We start from the raw sequence: 22,461 nt of genomic DNA, 5'->3' as shown, positions 1-22,461 counted from the left end.
CGGCTCCTCAGCTTCTGACGCGATGGTTGTAACGGGCGGAATGGCTGCTCAGCATAATCAGACCTATCAGGCCGACCACCATGGCTGCCGTTATGATGTACTGGTGCAGCAGCGCGGCGGCAAAACCAATACCCGCCAACACCACCAGGGTGACAATAATCAGGAAAACGCGCGCCCCGCGACGCGATGCCGCGCGTAGCATAACGGTCAGGATCGCCAGCACTACGCTGGCAATGACCACGCCCAGTGCGCCAATGGTGCCAGTGACGCCGGTAAGCGGCGTCCACCAGGCGTATAGCGCCACCGCGAAGGCTATTATCGCGGTCAGCAGCAGCAACATGCTACCGACCCGCGAGGATTGAGAATGCAACATACCAGGAATCCCCCTCTAAAAATGCAAAATTGACCATTATTAAGGCGTTTTCGTGGATATATGCCCCTGCTGCCCGCTGCTATTAAGGCAACGCGACGTGTGGAGCGGCGGCATATTTCACTAAACGTAACTGAGTATAGAAGAGGATTTTTTTATGGGGCGTTTAATAGCAGGCATACGACGCCTTGTGCCCCTTCGCCACCATAAAGATAGCGTTATGTTACAAGACAGCTCGAAAGCTACGAGCAGGTTACGTGATTGTCTATACCCTGTTTTTTAATTTAAGGCATGACGGGATAATTTCCCGCCCAATAAAATAATTAAATAAGCCCCCCTTCAATATGATGGCGCCTTATGGTACTTAATAAAACAGGGTATTTATTCTTTAATTAACAGACGTGCAGGCAGGGAAAGTCAGTCGTTATTTGTTCGTTAATTTAACAAATCCCCTTCTTAATTAACCGCCTGTTAAAGCATCGTCAAAGAATAACGATAGTTATTGCAGGCATACACATAAGGTTTACGGTATGCGAAATCAAACCCCTCCCACCCGTGGTGTAATGGCGCAGCAACGACTACAGGCAGATAAAAACTAAATAAGTCGTCGCTCCTCTAACAACGCGGTAAAATATGATGAATAAAGCCACTACTCTCTCAGCTAATATTACAACACGCTCTAACTGGCACTGGCAGGATAACATCTGGACGCTGGGCCTCTACGGTACAGCCGTCGGGGCGGGAACGCTGTTCCTGCCCGTGGAAATCGGCACCCGTGGTCCGGTTATTTTCCTGGTCATGCTCCTGCTGGGGCTGCCGTTATCCCTGATCCCCCATTTACTCCTTTGTCGTGTGTATATGCGAGAAGAGAAGAATGAAAACGGCACGTTGCCGATCTTCGGCTCCTTCTTCAGCGGACGGGGTGAAAAGCTGATCACCCTGTTCTATTGTGTGACCTTCTTCCCGGTAACCCTGGTTTACGGGGTGGCGCTGATTAATGCGCTGAGTAATTTACTGGTGGAGCATCTGCATATTACCGCCCTCAGCCGTGGGCCATTGTCGTTTATCGTGGTTGCCGCACTTTATGTGGTGCTTAGCAAGGGCCGGGACAGAGTCGTGGCCATTATGAGCGCGCTGGCGCTGCCGTTCGCGGCATCTGTACTGCTGATCGCCGTATCACTTATCCCGGGATGGCATCTGTCTAACCTGACCGATACGGCCGCTGAAATGAACGCCACGCCGCTGCCGGTAACGCTGAAAAATATCTGGCTGACGCTGCCGCTTATTACCTTCTCGTTTTGCTGTGCGCCTATGGTCTCCCCGCTGAGCTCTTACTACCGGGAGAGGAAAGCGGAGGGCGAGAAAAAGGCACTGTTCGTGATCCGCATCGCCTATTTAGCCATCTTCGCCAGTATCCTCTTTTTCGTGCTGAGCTGCGTGCTGGGGATCCCGCATGACAACTTTGTACGGGCGAAGGCGGAAAACCTGAATGTGCTGTCCGTGATGAAAGGAAACGGTGATTTCAGCCTGATTTACCACATTGCCCCGCTCATCGCTATCATCGGTATGACGAAATCCTTTCTCGGCGTAGGCCTGTCGGTCGCACAAACGTTTGGTCAGCTGGCTGCCAGCGTATCCGGCAAAAAGGCCAGCGCCAGCAAGCGGCTGGCCTCTCTGGCGCTGTTCCTGCTGACCTATGGCATTGTTTATGCCAATCCGGATGTGCTCAGCCTGATTGAAATGTTCTGCGGACCACTGATCGCGGTGATCCTGTTCCTTATCCCTGCGTACCTCATATACACCCGCCCCTCGCTGGCGGAGCTTCGCGGCGTGACGGTGTTTCTGGTTGTTCTGGGCGGACTGGCAACGCTGTCTGCATTGCTCTGGACAATGCTTTAGCCTGAACGCCGTTTGACTGTACCCATATACAGTAGTATTTTACGTTCAGGCTGAATCACATGCGTAATATCCATAAGGTAAACAATCATGTTTGTGGAACTGGTTTATGACAAGCGAAACGTACAGGGGCTGGAGGGAGCCAGGGAAATCATCCTGACCGAGCTGACAAAACGCGTGCACCGGATTTTTCCTGATGCCAGCGTGACGGTTAAGCCAATGCAAGCGAACGGCCTGAACAGCGACGCCAGCAAAAGCGACCGTGAAAAGCTTAACCGCATGCTCGAGGAGATGTTCGAAGAGTCGGATATGTGGTTGATACAAGAGTAACCGGGCGCAAAGCCCGGCTCTGTTTTCAACTAACAATACCCCTGTGTATTCAGGCCGCGATTTTCCAGCATCGGTTCAATCTCAGAAGCATGCCCGCGCGACTTTTTCTCCCTGCCCTATACTTTCAGTCTGACTGACTGGAGGTTTCTATGTGTGGACGTTTTGCACAAGCCCAAACCCGTGAAGAATATCTGGCTTACCTGGCCGACGAAGGCGAACGCGATATCGCATATGACCCTGAACCCATTGGCCGCTACAACGTTGCGCCCGGTACCAAAGTGCTGCTGTTAAGCGAACGTGACGAACAACTGCACCTCGATCCGGTATTCTGGGGCTACGCGCCTGGATGGTGGGACAAAGCACCACTGATTAACGCGCGTGTAGAAACCGCAGCCACCAGCAGAATGTTTAAACCTCTTTGGCAGCATGGCCGGGCGATCTGCTTTGCCGATGGGTGGTTCGAATGGAAAAAGGAAGGCGACAAGAAACAGCCGTATTTTATTCATCGGGCCGACGGGCAGCCGATATTCATGGCGGCGATCGGCAGTACGCCGTTTGAGCGCGGCGATGAAGCCGAGGGATTTCTCATAGTGACCTCTGCTGCGGATAAAGGCCTCATTGATATACACGATCGACGGCCGCTGGTTCTGTCGCCAGAAGCAGCAAGAGAATGGATGCGACAGGATGTTGGCGGGAAAAAAGCGGAAGAGATCATTGCCGACGGTACAGTACCCGCCGACGAGTTTATTTGGCATGCTGTAACTCGCGCCGTGGGGAACGTGAAGAATCAGGGGGCGGAGTTAATCGAGGTGGCTCATAAAATGGAAAAATGAGCTGCATACCCATTATGACCAGGAAGCAATGCCGCTCGGCGTTAATCCTGGAGAATCGTTCATTCCCTTTCTTCAATCCAGTTCATAAGCTCCGCAAACTGAGTTTCTGAAAATACCGCAATACCATGCTCGGAGAGTAATGACGCTGCCACTCCCATACCCGATTTACGCTGATTACTGAAAGAACCGTTGTAGATAAACTGAGTTCCGCACGTTGGACTACCATCAGTTAACAAAGCAGCAGTACATCCTGCTTCTTGTGCTGCTCGCAGAGCCAGCCAGGCTGCAAGTTGATAATGCCCGGTAACATCTGTTCCGGTGTTTTCAATTATTCTGGCTTGTCCACGCATTACGTCTTTACCCTCAGCAGACATAATCTCAGCGGGTGGTCTCGGAACAGGTAGCCCCGCAGCCAACTCAGGGCAGTGGATCACCAGGCGCTGCTCCTGTTGCCAGCGAGCAAGTTGATGAGTCATCTGCGCTTTCTCTTTCCCGTTATAACGGACTTTAAGGCCCATCAGGCAGGCACTGACCAGTATTTTATTTATCATTATTTAATAGTATTAAGATCCAAAACGCCTACGATTTTAACACCTTAACCCTTCTCATGAATTAAAGAATTTGACGTGGCAGCGTCTTTAGCTGGTACATAGCTGACGCTATGATCGGTGCCCTGTCCCGTGGAACTTTTTGAATAATGCCGGGTGATAATACGAAGGTGGCTGTCCTGTGACACGGCGGAACATCGTTGCGAAGGATGATGCATTATCGTATCCAAGAGTCAAGGCTACTTCATTTACGGGTTTTCCCGTTATCAACAATGCCAGCGCGCTAACCACGCATGCTCGTTGGCGCCAGACAGAAAATGACATGCCCATTTGCTTAAGGAAATGGCGACGAAAGGTGCTGTCGCTCATGAACAGCGCATTTGCCCAGCGCTCTGCTGGATCATGGATTGAGGGATTGAGTAAAAACGCCTGACAAAGAGCCAGTAGGGCCGGATGTCGCGGCAGCGGAATATCGAATTCGCGAACCGGCATAGCCGCCAGCTCCAATATCATCAGATTTATCAGTGCACGGTCACGCGTGCTTTCATACAGTGGCGGTAAATCCACTGACTCAAGCAATAGCTGACGTAATAATGGCGATACGCTAATAACTTCACAACGAGGATATTTTAAGAAGGCATTCACGAAATCTGGTTCTATATACAGACTGCGAGTAGTCACGCCAACAAATTTGACGGCGTGCATAGTTTCGGGTGGGATCCAAACAGCATGTTGTGGAGGAACAATCCACTCTCCATCCTGGGTTATGACATGCATTAATCCGGTCGCGCCATATAGCAGCTGCGCGCGGCGATGTTTGTGCTGTGGCAGCATAAATCCCTGCACATAGTCATTGCCTATCGCTACCACTTCACGATCTAGCTGCTCGACCTCTTCAATCTTTACGTTGCGCACACCCGTCTCCTTATGACCGATTTACAAAGGTAATTGAGCGCGGCGCGAATGGGAAGCAGGACGCTACCGGTATAAGCTGCGAAATCATTTTCAGGTCGAGGGTATGATTTTGAATGATATCGCAATCATTGCGCTGGCAGGCTTTACTACCGGTATTACCACCGTGCTTTTTGGCTTTGGCGGCGGCTTTGTCGTAGTACCATTCGTTTATCAACTAATGCTACGGCAGACCGAACTGGCACTAAACGCCATGCATATCGCGGTTGCTACCTCTACATCGGTGATGATATTTAACGCGGGCTGGGTCACCTATCGAAACTGGCGAGCTTGCGAGCTTTCATCGCAAATGTTATTCCCGTTACTATGGTTTATAGCCATTGGGGCTATCATGGGTTCCTGTCTGGCAGGAATATTTAGTGAGAGTGTTGTTCGCGCGCTGTTCATTTTCTACATGCTGGCAACAATCAGCGATTGTTTGTTGCGTAAGGGTTTTCTCGGAGGAAGTTCTCTGCGTCGCTTGTCATTTCCTGTAGTAACGGGCGGCGGAGTGACCATTGGTATGATAGCCGCATTGCTTGGCGTGGGCGGAAGCGTAATGACGGTACCCCTGTTACGGCGCCATGGTTATGCGATGCGTGAATGCATTAGTGCTTCTAATCCGCTTTCCCTGCCCGTCGCGCTATGTGGTGCCGTGACGTATGCAGTTATTGGCTGGCAAACTATTCCTGTGAATGGATTTCTCGGTTTTATCAACCTGAAAATTTTAGGTATGTTGGTACTAACAGGCTGGGCAGGAATAGTTTTTAGCCGTCGGGTTATACCTGCTGTACCTGATATTTGGCACGCACGAATCTATGTCATGCTGCTGTTCCTGGTGTTACTGGCGATGCTATTTCAGTAACCCTCTTTTATCGCAGCGACTAATGGCCCGTAATTATACCTGTCTCAATGTACCTTTCAGACACAAAGCGGACCAAAGCGTACAAAAAACCGGGCCTCGCGCCCGGTTCTGTTTACACACTAAAAAAGCCTTACGCACTCAATCCGCGATTCTCCAGCATCGGTTCGATCTTCGGATCGTGCCCGCGCCAGTTCCGGTAAAGTTCAGCTAGATCAGTGCTGTTGCCGCGGGACAAAATCGCCTCGCGGAATGTCTGTCCGTTTTCGCGGGTCAAACCACCCTGCTCGACAAACCACTGATAGCCATCGTCCGCCAGCATTTGCGTCCACAGGTAAGCGTAATACCCCGCCGCGTACCCGCCGCCGAAGATATGGGCGAAATAGCTGCTGCGATAGCGCGGCGGTACGGCTGGAAGATCCAACCCCTCTTTTTTCAACGCGGCGGCTTCAAAGGCTTCCACGTCTTCAACGGGCTCCTGAATGCCGTGCCAGTTCATATCCAGCAGCGCGGCGCTCAATAGCTCCGTCATGTCATAACCCTTGTTAAACTGGGTCGCATTGAGCATTTTTTCCCGCAGCGCATCCGGCATCGGTTCGCCGGTTTGATAATGACGAGCAAAGTGCGCAAACACCTGCGGATGGCTGGCCCAGTGTTCATTGATCTGCGACGGAAATTCAACGAAATCACGCGGCGTGTTGGTGCCTGAAAGCGTGGCATAGCGCTGGCTGGCAAACAGACCATGCAGGGTATGGCCAAACTCGTGGAACAGGGTAATCACATCATCCCAGGAGATCAGCGCGGTTTGCCCGTTCGCCGGTTTTTGATAGTTGCAGACGTTATAAATCACCGGACGCGCAGCAAACTCGTAAGACTGCTCAACAAAATTCCCCATCCACGCACCGCCCGCTTTGGAATCACGCGCGAAAAAGTCGCCATAGAACAGCGCCATGCCTTCACCCGTGTGGTCGAAAATTTCCCACACGCGAACATCCGGGTGATAAACCGGAATATCGAAACGCTCGACAAAACGGATACCGAACAGCTGCGTGGCGGTCCAGAATACGCCATCTTCAAGCACGGTATTGAGCGCGAAATAGGGTTTGATCTGCGACTCATCCAGCGCGTATTTCGCTGAGCGCACGCGTTCGGCATAAAACGCCCAGTCCCAGGCCTGCACTGTAAAACCGCCCTGCTCGTCGTCGATGACTTTCTGAATATCCGCCTGCTCCAGCGCAGCCCTGCCGCGCGCCGCAGGCACTATTCCGCGCATGAATTCGAGCGCGGCTTCCGGCGTTTTCGCCATTTGATCGGCAATGCTCCAGCTAGCATAGTTGTCAAAGCCGAGCAGCTGCGCCTGTCTTGCCCGTAACGCGGTAAGCCGACGGATCAGCTCGCGCGTATCGTTTTCGTCGCCTTTCTGAGTGCGTTCCCAGCCCGCGCTGAACAACTTTTTACGGGTCTCACGCAACGCCAGCGCCGCCAGCGCGGGCTGTTGCGTGGTATTCAAAAGCGGGATCAGCCAGCGCTCCTTCAGCCCTTTTTCTGCGGCAGCGTGAGCCGCGGCAGCCATCTCCTCCGCACTGAGCCCGTCAAGCTGGCGAACATCGTCCACCACCAGCCCTCCCGCCTTATTCGCCGCGAGCAGGCGCTGGTTGAACTGGCTGGTCAGGGTGGCGGCTTCGGTATTCAGAGATTTCAGCTCGGCTTTTTCATCGGCGTTCAGACGCGCGCCCGCAAGAACAAAGTGCTGATACGTCTCCTCCGTCAGTCGGCGGGATTCGGCATCCAGCGCCTCGCGATCCTGCCAGACGGCTTCCACGCGGGCGAAAAGCGTATCGTTTAGCCAGATATCGTTCGCCAGCCCGGCCAGTTCGGTGGAGAACTGCTCGTCCAGCGCCTGAAGATCATCGTTAGTGTGTGCGGACGTCATGGCGAAGAACACGCTGCTGACGCGCGACAGCATGGCCCCGCTCTTTTCCAGCGCCAGCACGGTGTTATCGAAGTCCGGCGCGGCGCGCTGCGCGATAATCGCGTCAATGTCTGCACGCTTCAGGCGCATTGCTTCATCAAACGCCGGGCGATAATGGCTGTCGTTGATCGCATCAAAACGTGGCGCCTGATAAGGCAACAGGCTAATTTCAAAAAAAGGATTGTTGACCGACATCGTTTACTCCTGTGCACGGTATTTCTCCCCAGAGTAGGCCAGCCTGCGCCAGCCTGCAATGGCGTCATACAAATGTTGCCTTAACGACGTGCCGGAGAGCGTGCTATGTTAGTACAACACAAAAAGCGTTGAGGAACAGTGAGATGATTATTTTAGTTACCGGGGCGACAGCGGGTTTTGGTGAAAGCATCACGCGTCGCTTCGTCGCCAACGGACACAAAGTGATTGCAACGGGGCGTCGTCAGGAGCGTTTGCAGGAGCTAAAAGACGAGCTGGGTGACAGCATTCTGACCGCACAGCTGGACGTCCGCAACCGCGCCGTCATTGAAGAGATGATTGCCAACCTGCCTGCCGAATGGCGTGAAATTGACGTGCTGGTCAATAACGCTGGCCTGGCGCTGGGTATGGAGCCTGCCCACAAAGCCAGCGTGGAAGACTGGGAGAACATGATCGACACCAACAACAAAGGCCTGGTGTACATGACCCGCGCCGTGCTGCCGGGCATGGTTGAACGTAACCGTGGTCATATCATTAACATCGGTTCCACCGCCGGAAGCTGGCCTTACGCGGGCGGCAACGTCTATGGCGCGACCAAAGCCTTTGTCCGCCAGTTCAGTCTGAACCTGCGCACCGACCTGCACGGAACTGCGATCCGCGTGACCGATGTTGAGCCGGGTCTGGTAGGCGGAACCGAATTCTCCAACGTGCGTTTCAAAGGCGATGACGCGAAAGCGGATAAAACCTATGAAAACGCGAATGCGCTGACGCCGGAAGATATCACCGAAACCGTCTGGTGGGTCGCGAATTTGCCGAAGCATGTCAACATCAACACGGTTGAGATGATGCCCGTCAGCCAGACCTATGCCGGACTCAGCGTGCATCGCGGGTAATTCACCCTTCCCGGCCTGCGGGCCGGGTATGTGATGGCAGGGAAAAGAATGGTAGTATGTTCAGGTTAACTCTCTGAGAAATCACAACCCATGGCCGCTGAATCGCAACTTAATCCTACCCAGCCCGTTAATCAGCAAATATATCGCATCTTACGCCGTGATATTGTTCGCTGCCTGATCCCACCAGGAACGCCACTCTCAGAAAAAGAGGTTTCGGTACGTTTTGACGTTTCCCGTCAGCCCGTGCGCGAGGCGTTTATTAAACTCGCAGAAAACGGACTTATTCAGATCCGCCCACAGCGCGGCAGCTATGTAAATAAAATTTCGCTTTCGCAGGTACGGAATGGCTGTTTTGTTCGCCAGGCCATCGAGTGCGCCGTGGTGCGTCGCGCCGCGTCGCTCATCAACGATAACCAGTGCTACCTGCTGGAGCAAAACCTGCATCAGCAACGAATCGCCATCGACCGCAAACAGTTAAACGACTTTTTCCAGCTGGACGACGAGTTTCACCAGAAACTGGCGCAGATCGCCGAGTGCCAGCTCGCGTGGGATACCGTTGAAAACATCAAAGCGACCATCGACCGCGTGCGCTACATGAGCCTCGACCATGTTTCTCCGCCAGAGATGTTGCTGCGCCAGCATCATGATATTTTCAGCGCGCTGGAAAAACGCGACGTGGAAGCCGTAGATAAAGCGATGACGCTTCACCTTCAGGAAATTAGTGAGTCAGTTCAGTTAATTCGTCAGGAAAACCGCGAGTGGTTCAGCGAAGAATAAAACCTCGCCGCCCCCTTTCGGTTGCGGCGAAGTAATTAGCGGACCACTAATACTGGAATAGTGGCGTAGCGCAGGATAGTTTCAGCATTTGAACCCAGCAGATGGGTTGTCATGCTCGGGTTTCTTGATCCAATAACAATAACGTCATATTTCCCCTCTTTGCTGAGCTTGATGATTTCATCCCGTACGTTGCCGAAGCGAACTTCACAATCAATATTTTCCGGGGACATATCAAAGAGCCGTTTCAGCGCCTTCATCTTCTTATCAGACTCGGCGGTCATACACTCTTCGAACTTCTTAATATCGGCATTGAACCCCCGCAGTAACGAACGGCTGCTGTTAGGGAGAATGTTGACCAGGGTGATCGTCGCGCCTTCCGCCTTCGCGAGGTTGACCGCATGGCGTACCGCTTTATCGCTCAAATCCATTTCAAACACGTCAACAGGCATCAAAATTTTCTTATACATAAGCCTGACTCCTTTTCCGATGAAGGGTTATTTTCTGTCTCCAGAATGACATTGTGGATATAAACAAAGCCTAAACACTTGCATCCGGAAACTATCAATTAAGGAAAATAACTGTCCGCTTTGTAAAGTGGTGTCCTGAACCGTCAACGCCTGCATGAAATAAGAAAAAAGTGTGAGCTTGATCAAAAGCAAATAATTTCGTTAAAGAGAGGCGTATTAATAGTGCCCCGTGAACGGCAGCCGTCGAATTAGCGCCGTAGCGGATAAGTACGAGAGGAGAAAATACCATGATGACATACGACCGTAACCGAAATGCAATCACCACTGGCAGCCGCGTCATGATTAGCGGCACAGGTCAGTTCGGCGTGATTAAAGCGATCCACAGCGACGGCCTTAATGCCGAGCAGGTGCGTCGTGGTAAAACGGTTGAAGTGGAAGGATGCGAAGGTAAGTTCGAACCGATTGAGCTGATTCGCCTGGGGATGCACTAAGCTGCGCCCCGACATGCCGCCGCGGACGGCGGCATGTCATAGCGTTAAAGCCGGGTGGCGTACTCAGCAACCGTGGCCTTCGCGCCTTTTTGCAGCAACGTCTGATAAGCCTGCATGACCGACGCCACAAACACCGCGTCCTTCGGCAGCTCGTTACCGAAAATAGCCTCAATGCCCAACAGCGCATTAACGCGGCTTTCGCCTTCAGCGCTACCGTTTACCGCCGCCTGAATCACCGCCAGCTGCGGGTCACTCACCTCAATCGGGTTACCCTGCTCATCCACACCGCCGACATAACGCATCCAGCCCGCCACACCGAGGGCCAGCAGCGGGAAGGGTTTCTGGTGGACCAGGTGCCAGCGCACGGAATCGAGCATCCGCTGCGGCAATTTCTGGCTACCGTCCATGGCGATTTGCCAGGTGCGGTGACGCAGGGCCGGATTGCTGTAGCGCGCGATCAACAGGTCAGCATAGTGAGCTAAATCCACCCCCTTTACTTTCAGAGTCGGCGCCTGCTCTTTCAGCATCAGCGCATGCGCGGCTGCGCGATAATGTTCATCTTCCATGCAGTCGTTAATGTGCTGATAACCGGCAAGGTAGCCGAGATAGGCCAGGAACGAGTGGCTGCCGTTAAGCATTCGCAGCTTCATCTCTTCAAACGGAATGACATCAGAAACCAGTTCCGCACCGGCCTTTTCCCACTTTGGACGTCCGGCGACGAAATTATCTTCCACCACCCACTGGCGGAACGGCTCGCAGGCGACACCTGCCGGATCGCGTACGCCGGTCAGCTGTTCGATTTTATCCAGCGTGTCAGCCGTGACGGCGGGCACAATACGGTCCACCATGGTTGACGGGAAGGTGACGTTCGCTTCAATCCAGTCGGCCAGTTCGCCGTCAACAGCGCGCGCGTAGGCGCAGGTGACATTGCGCATCACGTGGCCGTTCTCCGGCATGTTATCGCATGACATCACGCTGAATGCTGGCAGCCCCGCCGCCTTACGCCGCGCCAACGCTTCAACCACGACGCCCGGCGCAGATTTCGGCTGATGGGGGTTTTGCAGGTCGGCAACGATTAACGGATGATCGAACATCAGTTGTCCTGTTGCCGGGGAATGGCAATACCCTTTCTCGGTGATGGTCAGGGAAACAATGGCGACCTGTGGCTCGCACAGCGCCGCCAACACGGTTTCCAGCCCGTCGACCTGCGCATGCAGCGCGTTTTTGACGACGCCGACCACGCGCGCTGTCCACGCATCGGCAGACATCTCTGCCACGGTATAAAGGTTATCCTGTGCCTTCAGATCGGCGACCTGCTGTTCGCCGCCAATCAGGTTAACTTCGCAGTAACCCCAGTCGCTGCCCTGTTCTGCGGCGAGTATATCGGTGTACACCGCCTGGTGCGCGCGGTGGAACGCGCCAAACCCTAAATGAACAATGCGTGCCTTGAGGCTGTCGCGATCGTACTGAGGACGCGTTGCCTTCGCCTGTAATAACTGGTTTTCCATGATTGAGACTCGTTAATTAATGAACGCTGTGATCCGCTGCCGCTTCCTTTTCAGAGCGGCAGCGCCTGCTGACTACACCAACTAGAATGGCAGTAGGAGTCAAAAAACGCTGCCATTAACCATACTGATACGTCGTTTTCAGATCTTGATTTACATTAACTTTTCGCCATGTGGTGTGACATCAGTAAAAAGTTGTGTGACAGGTAACACAAGATGTAAACCACTAGCGGCGTGAAGAGAGCGCGCCGTAGGCTACCGCTTCTTTATGCGGCGCTTCGGCTGCATCTTCGGCTTCACTCAGATCGCGGTCGCGCACTTCCGGCATCAGCAAAGCGGAGACCAGCCCAATCAGCGAGTACGCCACCAGCATCGCCACAATTGGCCACCAGGACCCGGTCATATTGCAGAAGATCCCCGCCAGCACCGGACCAAAGCCTACGGCCACCAGCCCTCCCGCCTCTTTCGAGATTGCCATGCGGGTAAAGCGGTTCCGCGAACCAAACATCTCTGCCATGGTGATGTTTTCCAGCGCAAACAGCCCGAGGACCGCAAAGTTATGAATAACGATGATAGAGAGCATAATCACGCCCGGCGCGTAACTCTTATCAACAATAATCGACAGCATCGGGTAAGCCAGAATAATGGCTGAAATGTTAAGGATGATATACGGCAGACGGCGCCCCACTTTATCGGACAGCCAGCCCAGCAGCGGAATGGTGAGGAAGCCGAGAATCGAACTGATCATCAGCGCATCGGTTGGGATCGCCTTATCAAATAACAGCGTCTGCACCAGATACCCGGCAAGGAAGGTCTGGATAAGCCCAGAGTTACCGGCCTGGCCAAAGCGCAGCCCCGTCGCCAGCCAGAACGATTTGCTCTTAAACATCGCGCCTAATGAGGTATCCTGCGCCGCCGCTGGCGCAACGGTTTCGGCGTCGTTAACCTTCTCAAACACCGGGCTCTCTTTAAGGTTCATACGCAGCCAGATGGCGAAGATCATCACCACCACGCTGGCGAGGAATGGCACGCGCCAGCCCCAGGCAATAAGTTCTTCACGATCGAGGGCAAAGAACATCACGGCCCAGATCGCCGTGGCGCTCAGCGTTCCGCAGTTGGTGCCCATGGCCACCAGCGAGGAGATGATGCCGCGTTTACCCTTCGGCGCGTACTCCGCCAGCATGGTGCCCGCACCGGAGATTTCTGCCCCCGCGCCAAGCCCCTGAATAATACGCAGCGTCACCAGCAGCACCGGTGCGAAAATCCCGATCTGCGCGTAGGTCGGCAGCACGCCGATTAAGGTGGTACAGATCCCCATCATGGTGATGGTGATAAACAGCACTTTTTTACGGCCAATTCTGTCGCCCATTCTGCCGAAGATAAATGCCCCGACGATACGCGCGATGTAGCCTGCGCCGTAGGTGCCCATCGCCAGGATCAGCGCCATGGCCGCCGATTGCTCAGGGAAGAAAATTTCATGAAACACCAGCGCGGCGCCAAGGGAGTAGAGCTGGAAATCCATAAATTCCAGGGCGGTGCCCAGCCAGCCAGATACGGCGGCTTTCACCAAATCTGACGTACTTCTTTGAGGTTGTGCTTGAGTCATAATGGCTATCTCTGAAAGGTAAGATGCGTACCACTTAGAGCCTGTCTTCGCAGGCTCTTAACCGCGTGAATTATTATTGGTCGAACGTGAGCAAGACTTTGCAGCACTGCCGCTGGTCTTTTTCAAACAGTTCGATGGCGTCTGTAACGTGGTGATAGTCAAATGTATGGGTGACCAGTTTTTCAGGGTCGATCAGCCCTTTTTCCAGCCAGTCAATGACCACCGGGAATTTGTTGGCATTCAGGCGCGAAGAGAAGATCGACAGCTCTTTGCCGGTGATCCCCTGCTGCACGATCTGGCTCGGGTCGCTGGAAAATCCCATCAGCACGATGCGCGCCGCCGGAGACGCCAGCGTAATCGCTTCCTGCAAAATGGACGGATGACAGGCAGCATCGATGATTAATGTCGGCTTGATGCCTTTTTCATCCAGCGCAGTCTGTAACGACTGCTCGCCGTTGTTGAAGACCCAGTCTGCGCCGCTGCGTTGCGCCATCTCCAGCCGCTCATCAATGCGGTCTACCACGATGACCTGCTTCACCTTGTAAACGCCCTTCAGCGCCTGCACGGTGACCAGCCCCATCGGGCCTGCGCCGTAGATCAGCGCCACGTCCTGTTCGGTGGGTTTCGCCTGCCCCGTCACGTTGGCGGCAATGGTGAATGGCTCAACCATCACCGCGTGTTTGTCAGGGATCGCATCCGGAATGTGCCAGGCATTTTTCGCCGGCACGACGGCGTATTCGCTGAAACCACCGTCGCGATGGACGCCCAGCACCACCAGCGAGGTGCAAACGTTCGGTTTACCAACGGAACAGGGGTAGCAGTGCCCGCAGCTGATCACCGGATCCACCGAAACGCGCTGACCCAGTCGGGTGCCCTCCACGCCTTCGCCAACCGCGTCTATTTCGCCAAAGAATTCGTGACCGATTACCCGCGGATATTTTGCAAACGGGTTATGCCCGCGATAGATATGGCTGTCTGAACCGCAGATACCGGCGAGTTTAATTTTGACGCGGACGTCGCCTGCCCCCGGCAACGGGAGAGGACGCTCCTCAATCACTAGCGCATTCGGCTGTTGGATCACTACGCTTTTCATCATTCGCTCCTCGTTTACCAGTTCCAGAGAGTGCCGTCTTCCAGACGGGCCACCGGCAGATAAGCCGGATCGTACGGGTATTTCGCTGCCAGCTTCTCATCAAACTCAATGCCCAGCCCTGGCTTGTCGCCCGGGTGCATATAGCCGTTATCGAAGCGCCAGCTGTGCGGGAACACTTCCAGCATCTGCTCTGAATAACCCATATACTCCTGCACACCAAAGTTCGGTACCCACAGGTCAAAATGCAGCGCCGCGGCGTGGCAAATCGGCGACAGATCCGACGGGCCGTGTGAGCCGGTACGCACCTGGTAGAGTGAGGCAAAGTCCGCAATGCGACGCATCCCGGTGATGCCGCCCGCATGGGTTATGGTGGCGCGGATATAGTCAATGAGCTGCTCTTCAATCAGCTGCTTGCAGTCCCAGATGCTGTTGAACACTTCCCCCACCGCAATTGGCGTGACGGTGTGCTGGCGGATCAGGCGGAAACACTCCTGGTTTTCAGCGGGAGTCGGATCTTCCATCCAGAACAGGCGGTAATCTTCAATACTTTTGCCGAACCGCGCCGCTTCGATGGGCGTCAGACGGTGGTGCATGTCGTGAAGGAGATGTTCACTGAAACCGAACTGGCTGCGCACTGCGTCGAACAGTTTGGGCGTGAAGTCGAGGTATTTCTCGGTGGACCACAGCTGCTCTTCCGGCCAGGCGCCCTTGGTCGCAGGTTCATACGCCAGCCCTTTGCCTTTGGCCATGCCGTAGGTGGTTTTCATTCCCGGCACGCCGCACTGCACGCGAATTGCCTTGAAGCCCATCTCTTTATGACGGGCATAATCTTCCAGCACGTCGTCAATGGTGTGCCCGGTGGTGTGACAATAAACCATCACCCCTTCCCGGGAAGCCCCGCCCAGAAGCTGATAGAGCGGCATGTTCGCGGCTTTCGCCTTAATGTCCCATAGCGCCATATCCACGGCAGAAATCGCTGACATGGTGACCGGACCACGACGCCAGTAAGCGCCTTTATAGAAGAACTGCCAGATATCTTCGATGCGGTGCGCATCGCGGCCAATCAGCTGAGGGCACAGGTGATCTTTCAGGTAAGAGGCAACGGAAAGTTCGCGTCCGTTCAGCGTGGCATCACCCAGGCCGACAATGCCTTCATCGGTCGTAATTTTAAGGGTGACAAAGTTACGCCCCGGGCAGGTGACAAATACTTCAGCCCCGACAATCTTCATAATCCATTTCCTTACATCGCTCGTTGTGATGGAGGAAATTTACGCAACTACACTACTACCATACAAGTATAATGATCGTAAAATCAGCGGGTGATCACACTATAAGGACGCTTATGCGCGTCCCCAACCGGCCACGATGATCAACATGCCGCACAGGGCAATCAGCGCGCCTGCCCAGTCATACAGGCTTAGCCTGACGCCATCGACAACGCGCAGCCACAGCAGCGCGGTACAGACATACACTCCGCCGTAGGCCGCATATACCCTCCCGCTGGCGGCCGGATGCAGGGTGAGCAGCCAGACAAAAAGGGCCAGGGACACACCCGCCGGGATCAGCAGCAGCGCGGAAGCGCCCCGCTTTAGCCAGAGCCACGGCAAAAAGCATCCGATGATTTCGCACAGCGCGGTCGCGAAAAAAAGCAGCGTCGTTTTGAACATTTTTCTCGTTTCGTGAGGATTGATTTAGACATCATACGCGATAATGTTCACATCGTTCCCATACCTGCCGCGCGGGTATGACACCCTTTCGGATTGGTGTAGAATCCAACGGGGTAATCCGATTGTCTGCACCCGTTTAAAGGAAACGCTATGACTACATTAAGCAAACGCCTTTGTCTGACAGCCGCACTGGCACTGTCCTCGTTCGCCTTCGCCGCAACGGCATCAGCCGAAACCAGCAAACTCATCATTGAGTCTGGTGACAGCGCGCAAAGCCGCCAGAATGCTGCCATGGACAAAGAACAATGGAATGACACCCGCAGCCTGCGTCAGAAAGTGAATAAGCGCGTGGAGAAAGAGTGGGATAAAGAAGACGTCGCGTTTGATGCCCGCGACAAATGCCAGCAAAGTGCCAACGTCAACGCTTACTGGGAGCCTAACACCCTGCGCTGTCTCGATCGTCGCACTGGCCGCACGGTAGCACCGTAATGTCGACGCCGTGTGACGTTAAGCTCCGTCCGCTGGAGCGCGAAGATTTACGCTTTGTTCACCAGCTCGACAACAATGCCAGCGTGATGCGCTACTGGTTTGAAGAGCCTTATGAGGCGTTTGTCGAGCTGTCCGATCTCTACGATAAGCATATCCACGATCAGAGTGAACGCCGGTTTGTGGTGGAGTGCGAAGGTGAAAAAGCCGGGCTGGTTGAACTGGTTGAGATCAACCACGTTCACCGTCGGGCGGAATTTCAGATCATTATTTCACCGGAGCACCAGGGGAAAGGTCTTGCGTCGCGAGCGGCAAAGCTGGCGATGGATTACGGGTTTAACGTCCTGAATCTCTACAAGCTTTACCTTATCGTCGACAAAGAGAACGAAAAAGCGATTCATATCTACCGTAAGCTGGGCTTTATGGTGGAAGGTGAACTGATCCATGAGTTCTTTATTAACGGCGAATACCGTAACACCATACGCATGTGCATTTTCCAGCATCAGCATCTGGCCGGGCATAAGTCCTCCTCCGCCAGCCTGCTTAAACCTACCGCGCAGTAACCTGCGCGGTTTTATTCTCAATAATATTCAATGCTGTTTTTGATGGTGTACTTGCGCTCAACGGCAGGTTTGACGCTGTCATCTGTGATCACCAGCTCACAGTTCACCGGGTTGTTGTGGCGATCGTAATCACAGCTCTGCTTTACATTGCCCATCGGTTTATCGTTCAACAGGCTTACCGCCGTATAATCCATGCGCTTGCGCAGATCTTTCGAAGGCACCGACTTGACCGATAAACGCTGGTCGCCGGAAACCGTAGTTTTACCCAGCGGATAGCCGTCGGCGTCATACTGGTACTTCACTTCCATCTCTTTACTGTGCGCTGCAACCACAAACCCGTTATCGTCGGTGTCCCACGTCAGGCCGGCAGACGGCAGTTCCGCCAGCTGGCATTTCCCCTGCAACTTTACCTTCTGCTGCTGGGTTTCCGCATCGACGTAGTAGTTAGCATCCAGCACCAGCGCAACGCCCGTATTCGCTTCGAGATCGTGCAGTTCAAGCGTATCGAAACACCCTTCCGTTGACATCGTGCCGGTCACACGTTTAGAGACTTCACCCTTATCGTTGAATAGCGTCTGGGTAAAATCCTTCACCGGCCCGCGCAGAGGATCAAAGTCAAACTCGTTCGAAAAGCTCGCCATCTCTGGCGTAAATGACAGCGGCGCGGTGTTGTTGTCGCATCCCACCAGTACCGTTGCCAGTAGCGTTATCGCTGCGTATTTGTTCACATCATTTACCGTTCAGAGAGAGATACAATCATATTAGCAAATACAGCAACTTACATAACAGCACTTCATTTGACTCTTCGCGCTGTATAAATCCGTCGTTTGCATTGACGAGACCTGCCAAAGTGGCTACTTTGGGCGCGGAAGATTCCACACTATTATAAAATTAGATTCTTAAATTTTCGGGTTAACATCATGATTTACGACTGTTTTTTATACTATGACGAAGATATGTTGCTCGACATCAGATTACATACTCTCGCTGATGTTGTTGACCGTTTTGTCATTGTAGAAGCAACACACTCTTTTACGGGCATACCGCGAGAATTGCATTTCGATATTACGAAGTTTGCCAAATTCAAAGACAAAATCATTTACGTGCCTTTTGACGCGCAGCCTATTTTAAACCGGGCGGATAATAACCAGGTTGATGCATGGGCAAATGAAGCAGCGCTTCGCAACTCCATTATGAACGGGTTAAAAGACGCGGCAGACGACGATCTGATTCTGGTGTCAGACGTTGACGAAATCTTCTCTCCCGACACGGTCAGGGCCATTAATCCGCGCGCGCTCTGCACGACTATTCATCAAAACGTATTCAACTATCAGTTTAATCTCCAGGTTCACAACACGGATGGTACGCCGAGAAAATGTACCTTGCCGCGCGCGACGTCCTATTACAACCTTAAGCATTTCTTCCACGGTGAGCCTGAATCTTTCCGAAACTGGAAGCGTGCGCGCAAAGATAAAAACTGGTCATGGTTTAAATGGAACTGGCTAAAAATCAATAATAAGATTGTGAAAGATGGCGGCTGGCATTTCTCCTGGGTAATGACCCCAGAAAGAATTTCCGAAAAAATGTCTACCATTTCTCATACCGAATACGATCTGCCGGAATTCAATAACCCGGAACATATTATGAAGGTTATCACCAACGCCGAAGATATATGGGGACGAGACCGAAAACTGGTCAGGCAAGAGGTATCAAAACGCACCCTGCCTTCTTATCTGGTAGACAATCAGCACCATTATTCGCAATTTATTTTATGACGCAGGCAGGGCTCCAGGACAATTCAGAAAGACAGACCCAAAAACAAAAGCTTACCCTAGCCCTGCTATGCTTACAGTCTACACAGTGAAAAGGAGCTACAGATGAAACGGTTACCCTGGATTACCGCCCTGCTGTTAATGAGTGCTTCACCCGCTCTTCTTGCGGCCCCGGATTCCTGCGAGCGCGTGAAAAGCGACATTCAGCAGAAGATTATCAACAACGGCGTACCGGAGTCTGGCTTTACCCTGAACATCGTCCCGAACGATCAGGCCGATCAGCCGGATGCGCAGGTCGTTGGGCATTGTGCCAACGATACTTTCAAAATTTTGTACACCCGCACCAGTAGCGGCAACTACCCGGTGAGCGGCGCAGGTACGCAGGAGAATGCGCCCGCTGAGCCGCAATGATTTCCCCACTCAATTCCCCTGATTTGACGAGGATTAATATTTAATACCTCTAAATAAGTAACACTCCCCCCATCATTAGCCCGGTTGTAGTCACGGGTGAAAATAATTATTAACAATGATGGGGTGAGTCATGTCCGAAGTTGAACATCACGGCGGGATAAGCCGTCGAACTCTGGTTAAATCTACTGCCATAGGATCTCTGGCGCTTGCCGCCGGTGGGATCGCATTACCTTTTGGTCTGAAAAGCGCCGCCGCCGCTGTGCAGTCCGCTATTCAGCCCGCAGAAGATAAAGTCGTCTGGGGCGCCTGCTCGGTAAACTGCGGTAGCCGCTGCGCGCTGCGTCTGCACGTTCGCGATGACGAAGTCTATTGGGTTGAAACGGATAATACCGGCGAGGATGTTTACGGCAACCATCAGGTTCGCGCCTGCCTGCGAGGCCGTTCAATTCGCCGTCGCATCAATCACCCAGACCGTCTGAACTATCCGATGAAACGCGTGGGCAAACGCGGAGAAGGCAAGTTTGAGCGTATCACCTGGGAAGAAGCGCTGGACACCATCGCCGCGAGTCTGAAAAGCGTGGTCGAAAAATACGGCAACGAAGCGGTCTACATTAACTACTCCTCCGGAATTGTAGGCGGCAACATCACCCGTTCCTCCCCTTACGCCTCGCTGGTCGCGCGCCTGATGAACTGCTACGGCGGCTTCCTCAGCCACTACGGCACCTACAGCACCGCGCAGATCGCCTGCGCAATGCCCTACACCTACGGCAGCAACGACGGCAACAGCACATCGGATATCGAAAACACCAAACTGGTGGTGATGTTCGGCAATAATCCGGCGGAAACGCGCATGAGCGGCGGCGGGATCACATACTACCTTGAGCAGGCGCGCGAACGGTCAAACGCGCGGATGATCGTTATCGATCCGCGTTATACCGACACTGCCGCAGGGCGTGAAGACGAGTGGATCCCGATTCGTCCGGGTACCGATGCCGCACTGGTGGCAGGTATTGCGTGGGTGCTGATTAATGAAAACCTCGTCGATCAACCTTTCCTCGATAAATACTGCGTGGGTTATGACGAAAAAACCCTGCCGGAAGGCGCACCGGCTAATGGTCATTACAAAGCCTATATTCTCGGCCAGGGTGATGACAAAACCGCGAAAACTCCGGATTGGGCGTCTCGCATAACGGGCATCCCTGCCGAACGCATCATTAAGCTGGCCCGTGAAATCGGTTCGGCGAAACCGGCCTACATTTGCCAGGGCTGGGGCCCGCAGCGTCAGGCAAACGGGGAGCAAACGTCCCGCGCCATCGCCATGCTGCCGATCCTGACCGGCAACGTCGGCATTAACGGCGGTAACAGCGGCGCACGCGAATCGACCTACACCATCACCATCGAACGCATGCCGCTGCCGGAAAATCCGGTGAAAACGCAAATCTCCTGCTTCAGCTGGACGGATGCCATCGTGCGTGGACCGGAGATGACCGCCCTGCGCGACGGCGTACGCGGCAAAGATAAGCTCGATGTGCCGATCAAGTTCATCTGGAACTACGCGGGTAATACCATCATCAACCAGCACTCCGATATCAACAAAACTCACGACATTTTGCAGGATGAGAGCAAGTGCGAAACGATCGTCGTCATTGATAACTTCATGACCTCGTCTGCGAAGTATGCCGATATTGTTCTGCCGGATCTGATGACCGTCGAGCAGGAAGATATCATCCCCAACGATTACGCCGGCAACATGGGATACCTGATTTTCCTCCAGCCGGTTACCGCCCCGAAGTTCGAGCGCAAGCCCATTAACTGGATCATGAGCGAAGTGGCGAAACGCCTCGGACCGGATATCCATCAGAAATTCACCGAAGGCCGTACGCAGGAGCAGTGGCTGCGCTACCTGTACGCCAAAATGGTCGCCAAAGATCCGCTGCTGCCGTCCTACGACGCGCTGAAAAAAATGGGTATTTATAAGCGCAAAGATCCAAATGGACATTTTGTGGCCTATAAAAAATTCCGTGACGATCCGGATGCCAATCCGCTGAAAACCCCGTCGGGCAAAATCGAGATCTACTCCAGCAAGCTGGCGGATATTGCGGCAACCTGGGAACTGCAAAAAGACGAAACCATCACCCCGCTGCCGGTCTATACCTCAACCTTTGAAGGCTGGGACGCGCCCGAGCGCAGCAAATTCCCGCTGCAACTGTTCGGTTTCCACTTTAAAGCCCGTACCCACTCCAGTTACGGCAACGTAGATGTGCTCCAGGCCGCCTGTCGCCAGGAGGTGTGGCTTAACCCTGTGGATGCAGAGCAACGAGGTATCAAAAATGGGGATATGGTGCGCGTCTTCAACGACCGCGGCGAAGTGCGCATTGCTGCGAAAGTCACCCCGCGCATCATGCCCGGCGTAAGCGCGATGGGCCAGGGCGCCTGGCATGACGCCAACATGAACGGCGATCGTGTCGATCACGGCTCCTGCATCAATACCCTGACCACGCACCGCCCGTCACCGCTGGCGAAAGGCAACCCGCAGCACACGAACCTGGTGCAGATCGAGAAGGCATAAGGATTAACCGATGACAACCCAGTATGGATTTTTTATTGATTCCAGCCGCTGCACCGGGTGCAAAACCTGCGAGCTGGCCTGCAAGGATTACAAAGACCTGACCCCGGACGTTAGCTTCCGTCGTATTTATGAATATGCGGGCGGCGACTGGCAGGAGGATAACGGCGTCTGGCATCAGAATGTCTTCGCCTATTACCTGTCGATTGC

At 53.6% G+C, this 22,461-nt stretch carries 24 protein-coding genes; 13 read left to right on the top strand and 11 right to left on the bottom strand.

The annotated features are described in order from the left end of the window. Window positions 1-7: 7 nt before the first annotated feature. On the bottom strand, window positions 8-373 hold the full coding sequence (locus ACOTZD_RS13525; RefSeq protein ID WP_022651139.1) for a hypothetical protein: 366 nt from the start codon (window positions 371-373) through the stop codon (window positions 8-10). A 633-nt stretch (window positions 374-1,006) separates the two neighbouring features. Here ACOTZD_RS13525 and ACOTZD_RS13520 point away from each other — a divergent pair. From ACOTZD_RS13520 to ACOTZD_RS13510, 3 genes are all read left to right on the top strand, one after another. Next, window positions 1,007-2,269 (top strand): amino acid permease, encoded by a 1,263-nt coding sequence (locus ACOTZD_RS13520; protein WP_080336822.1) that lies wholly within the window; start codon window positions 1,007-1,009, stop codon window positions 2,267-2,269. 87 nt (window positions 2,270-2,356) lie between these two features. Then, on the top strand, window positions 2,357-2,596 hold the full coding sequence (locus ACOTZD_RS13515) for a DinI family protein (protein WP_045342839.1): 240 nt from the start codon (window positions 2,357-2,359) through the stop codon (window positions 2,594-2,596). Between the two features lie 149 nt (window positions 2,597-2,745). After that, on the top strand, window positions 2,746-3,429 hold the full coding sequence (locus tag ACOTZD_RS13510) for an SOS response-associated peptidase (RefSeq protein ID WP_023324586.1): 684 nt from the start codon (window positions 2,746-2,748) through the stop codon (window positions 3,427-3,429). A gap of 59 nt (window positions 3,430-3,488) precedes the next feature. Here the strand turns inward: ACOTZD_RS13510 and ACOTZD_RS13505 are convergent, their stop codons facing one another. Together ACOTZD_RS13505 and ACOTZD_RS13500 are read right to left on the bottom strand one after the other, a co-directional pair. Then, a complete protein-coding gene (locus tag ACOTZD_RS13505; RefSeq protein ID WP_048240875.1) occupies window positions 3,489-3,980 on the bottom strand; it encodes a DUF523 domain-containing protein in 492 nt (163 codons plus the stop codon). Between the two features lie 108 nt (window positions 3,981-4,088). Further along, window positions 4,089-4,892: an AraC family transcriptional regulator gene (locus ACOTZD_RS13500; protein ID WP_039268873.1), complete on the bottom strand. Its 804-nt coding sequence runs from the start codon at window positions 4,890-4,892 to the stop codon at window positions 4,089-4,091. Between the two features lie 109 nt (window positions 4,893-5,001). Here ACOTZD_RS13500 and ACOTZD_RS13495 point away from each other — a divergent pair, with 109 nt between their 5' ends. Further along, window positions 5,002-5,793: a sulfite exporter TauE/SafE family protein gene (locus tag ACOTZD_RS13495; protein ID WP_032645704.1), complete on the top strand. Its 792-nt coding sequence runs from the start codon at window positions 5,002-5,004 to the stop codon at window positions 5,791-5,793. Between the two features lie 130 nt (window positions 5,794-5,923). On the opposite strand, the gene dcp is transcribed toward ACOTZD_RS13495, so the two are convergent. Further along, complete coding sequence (gene dcp / locus ACOTZD_RS13490; protein ID WP_023314075.1) at window positions 5,924-7,957, bottom strand: peptidyl-dipeptidase Dcp; 2,034 nt, start codon at window positions 7,955-7,957, stop codon at window positions 5,924-5,926. A 143-nt stretch (window positions 7,958-8,100) separates the two neighbouring features. Here dcp and ydfG point away from each other — a divergent pair, with 143 nt between their 5' ends. Together ydfG and ACOTZD_RS13480 are read left to right on the top strand one after the other, a co-directional pair. Next, on the top strand, window positions 8,101-8,847 hold the full coding sequence (gene ydfG / locus ACOTZD_RS13485) for a bifunctional NADP-dependent 3-hydroxy acid dehydrogenase/3-hydroxypropionate dehydrogenase YdfG (protein WP_003857402.1): 747 nt from the start codon (window positions 8,101-8,103) through the stop codon (window positions 8,845-8,847). A 90-nt stretch (window positions 8,848-8,937) separates the two neighbouring features. Continuing rightward, a complete protein-coding gene (locus ACOTZD_RS13480) occupies window positions 8,938-9,624 on the top strand; it encodes a GntR family transcriptional regulator (RefSeq protein ID WP_003857403.1) in 687 nt (228 codons plus the stop codon). A gap of 35 nt (window positions 9,625-9,659) precedes the next feature. Here ACOTZD_RS13480 and ACOTZD_RS13475 read toward each other — a convergent pair whose 3' ends face one another. After that, a complete protein-coding gene (locus tag ACOTZD_RS13475; RefSeq protein WP_174402338.1) occupies window positions 9,660-10,091 on the bottom strand; it encodes a universal stress protein in 432 nt (143 codons plus the stop codon). A gap of 287 nt (window positions 10,092-10,378) precedes the next feature. Between ACOTZD_RS13475 and ydfZ the strand changes: the two genes are divergently transcribed. After that, window positions 10,379-10,582, top strand: a complete 204-nt coding sequence (gene ydfZ / locus ACOTZD_RS13470) for a putative selenium delivery protein YdfZ (RefSeq protein ID WP_003857405.1) — start codon at window positions 10,379-10,381, stop codon at window positions 10,580-10,582. A 44-nt stretch (window positions 10,583-10,626) separates the two neighbouring features. Here ydfZ and ACOTZD_RS13465 read toward each other — a convergent pair whose 3' ends face one another. The 5 genes from ACOTZD_RS13465 to ACOTZD_RS13445 form a co-directional block, all read right to left on the bottom strand. After that, window positions 10,627-12,090, bottom strand: coding sequence for a mannitol dehydrogenase family protein (locus ACOTZD_RS13465; RefSeq protein ID WP_174402337.1), 1,464 nt, complete (start codon window positions 12,088-12,090; stop codon window positions 10,627-10,629). Between the two features lie 223 nt (window positions 12,091-12,313). Next, window positions 12,314-13,693 (bottom strand): MFS transporter, encoded by a 1,380-nt coding sequence (locus tag ACOTZD_RS13460; RefSeq protein ID WP_023314073.1) that lies wholly within the window; start codon window positions 13,691-13,693, stop codon window positions 12,314-12,316. 73 nt (window positions 13,694-13,766) lie between these two features. After that, window positions 13,767-14,786, bottom strand: a complete 1,020-nt coding sequence (locus ACOTZD_RS13455; protein ID WP_032658316.1) for a Zn-dependent oxidoreductase — start codon at window positions 14,784-14,786, stop codon at window positions 13,767-13,769. Window positions 14,787-14,800: 14 nt separating this feature from the next. Continuing rightward, entirely contained in the window at window positions 14,801-16,015 is a 1,215-nt protein-coding gene (gene manD, locus ACOTZD_RS13450) for a D-mannonate dehydratase ManD (RefSeq protein WP_023314071.1), read from the bottom strand. 111 nt (window positions 16,016-16,126) lie between these two features. After that, window positions 16,127-16,453, bottom strand: a complete 327-nt coding sequence (locus ACOTZD_RS13445) for a YnfA family protein (protein WP_003857412.1) — start codon at window positions 16,451-16,453, stop codon at window positions 16,127-16,129. A 150-nt stretch (window positions 16,454-16,603) separates the two neighbouring features. On the opposite strand from ACOTZD_RS13445, the gene ACOTZD_RS13440 reads away from it, so the two are divergent. Then, on the top strand, window positions 16,604-16,942 hold the full coding sequence (locus tag ACOTZD_RS13440; protein ID WP_023300007.1) for a DUF1283 family protein: 339 nt from the start codon (window positions 16,604-16,606) through the stop codon (window positions 16,940-16,942). Beyond that, window positions 16,942-17,502 (top strand): spermidine N1-acetyltransferase, encoded by a 561-nt coding sequence (speG, locus tag ACOTZD_RS13435; protein WP_003857416.1) that lies wholly within the window; start codon window positions 16,942-16,944, stop codon window positions 17,500-17,502. Before ACOTZD_RS13440 ends, speG begins: the two co-directional genes overlap by 1 nt. 17 nt (window positions 17,503-17,519) lie before the next feature. Here speG and ACOTZD_RS13430 read toward each other — a convergent pair whose 3' ends face one another. Continuing rightward, window positions 17,520-18,230 carry a YnfC family lipoprotein gene (locus ACOTZD_RS13430; protein ID WP_003857419.1) on the bottom strand — a complete coding sequence of 237 codons (711 nt, stop codon included), beginning with the start codon at window positions 18,228-18,230 and terminating at the stop codon, window positions 17,520-17,522. Window positions 18,231-18,422: 192 nt separating this feature from the next. Here ACOTZD_RS13430 and ACOTZD_RS13425 point away from each other — a divergent pair, with 192 nt between their 5' ends. The 4 genes from ACOTZD_RS13425 to ACOTZD_RS13410 all read left to right on the top strand — a co-directional run. After that, complete coding sequence (locus ACOTZD_RS13425) at window positions 18,423-19,277, top strand: benzoate transporter (RefSeq protein ID WP_003857421.1); 855 nt, start codon at window positions 18,423-18,425, stop codon at window positions 19,275-19,277. Window positions 19,278-19,379: 102 nt separating this feature from the next. Beyond that, complete coding sequence (locus tag ACOTZD_RS13420; protein WP_003857424.1) at window positions 19,380-19,685, top strand: DUF1161 domain-containing protein; 306 nt, start codon at window positions 19,380-19,382, stop codon at window positions 19,683-19,685. Window positions 19,686-19,815: 130 nt separating this feature from the next. Continuing rightward, on the top strand, window positions 19,816-22,254 hold the full coding sequence (gene ynfE, locus ACOTZD_RS13415; protein ID WP_421636310.1) for a selenate/tellurate reductase subunit YnfE: 2,439 nt from the start codon (window positions 19,816-19,818) through the stop codon (window positions 22,252-22,254). Window positions 22,255-22,264: 10 nt separating this feature from the next. Further along, on the top strand, window positions 22,265-22,461 hold a 197-nt coding region (locus tag ACOTZD_RS13410; RefSeq protein WP_165824037.1), incomplete at its 3' end, for a 4Fe-4S binding protein.

This window comes from Enterobacter cloacae complex sp. SHL022 (genome assembly GCF_049237785.1).
In the GTDB taxonomy this organism is placed as follows: domain Bacteria; phylum Pseudomonadota; class Gammaproteobacteria; order Enterobacterales; family Enterobacteriaceae; genus Enterobacter; species Enterobacter hormaechei_C.
Note: the sequence above shows the minus strand (reverse complement) of the source record. Positions and strands in the feature narration are given on the sequence as shown.

What these genes read in the sequence shown, in the direction of transcription:
- ACOTZD_RS13525 (WP_022651139.1), bottom strand. Translation starts at nt 373, where the DNA reads ATGTTGCATTCTCAATCCTCGCGGGTCGGTAGCATGTTGCTGCTGCTG.
- ACOTZD_RS13520 (WP_080336822.1), top strand. Translation starts at nt 1,007, where the DNA reads ATGAATAAAGCCACTACTCTCTCAGCTAATATTACAACACGCTCTAAC.
- ACOTZD_RS13515 (WP_045342839.1), top strand. Translation starts at nt 2,357, where the DNA reads ATGTTTGTGGAACTGGTTTATGACAAGCGAAACGTACAGGGGCTGGAG.
- ACOTZD_RS13510 (WP_023324586.1), top strand. Translation starts at nt 2,746, where the DNA reads ATGTGTGGACGTTTTGCACAAGCCCAAACCCGTGAAGAATATCTGGCT.
- ACOTZD_RS13505 (WP_048240875.1), bottom strand. Translation starts at nt 3,980, where the DNA reads ATGATAAATAAAATACTGGTCAGTGCCTGCCTGATGGGCCTTAAAGTC.
- dcp (WP_023314075.1), bottom strand. Translation starts at nt 7,957, where the DNA reads ATGTCGGTCAACAATCCTTTTTTTGAAATTAGCCTGTTGCCTTATCAG.
- ydfG (WP_003857402.1), top strand. Translation starts at nt 8,101, where the DNA reads ATGATTATTTTAGTTACCGGGGCGACAGCGGGTTTTGGTGAAAGCATC.
- ACOTZD_RS13480 (WP_003857403.1), top strand. Translation starts at nt 8,938, where the DNA reads ATGGCCGCTGAATCGCAACTTAATCCTACCCAGCCCGTTAATCAGCAA.
- ACOTZD_RS13475 (WP_174402338.1), bottom strand. Translation starts at nt 10,091, where the DNA reads ATGTATAAGAAAATTTTGATGCCTGTTGACGTGTTTGAAATGGATTTG.
- ydfZ (WP_003857405.1), top strand. Translation starts at nt 10,379, where the DNA reads ATGATGACATACGACCGTAACCGAAATGCAATCACCACTGGCAGCCGC.
- ACOTZD_RS13465 (WP_174402337.1), bottom strand. Translation starts at nt 12,090, where the DNA reads ATGGAAAACCAGTTATTACAGGCGAAGGCAACGCGTCCTCAGTACGAT.
- ACOTZD_RS13460 (WP_023314073.1), bottom strand. Translation starts at nt 13,693, where the DNA reads ATGACTCAAGCACAACCTCAAAGAAGTACGTCAGATTTGGTGAAAGCC.
- ACOTZD_RS13455 (WP_032658316.1), bottom strand. Translation starts at nt 14,786, where the DNA reads ATGAAAAGCGTAGTGATCCAACAGCCGAATGCGCTAGTGATTGAGGAG.
- manD (WP_023314071.1), bottom strand. Translation starts at nt 16,015, where the DNA reads ATGAAGATTGTCGGGGCTGAAGTATTTGTCACCTGCCCGGGGCGTAAC.
- ACOTZD_RS13445 (WP_003857412.1), bottom strand. Translation starts at nt 16,453, where the DNA reads ATGTTCAAAACGACGCTGCTTTTTTTCGCGACCGCGCTGTGCGAAATC.
- ACOTZD_RS13440 (WP_023300007.1), top strand. Translation starts at nt 16,604, where the DNA reads ATGACTACATTAAGCAAACGCCTTTGTCTGACAGCCGCACTGGCACTG.
- speG (WP_003857416.1), top strand. Translation starts at nt 16,942, where the DNA reads ATGTCGACGCCGTGTGACGTTAAGCTCCGTCCGCTGGAGCGCGAAGAT.
- ACOTZD_RS13425 (WP_003857421.1), top strand. Translation starts at nt 18,423, where the DNA reads ATGATTTACGACTGTTTTTTATACTATGACGAAGATATGTTGCTCGAC.
- ACOTZD_RS13420 (WP_003857424.1), top strand. Translation starts at nt 19,380, where the DNA reads ATGAAACGGTTACCCTGGATTACCGCCCTGCTGTTAATGAGTGCTTCA.
- ynfE (WP_421636310.1), top strand. Translation starts at nt 19,816, where the DNA reads ATGTCCGAAGTTGAACATCACGGCGGGATAAGCCGTCGAACTCTGGTT.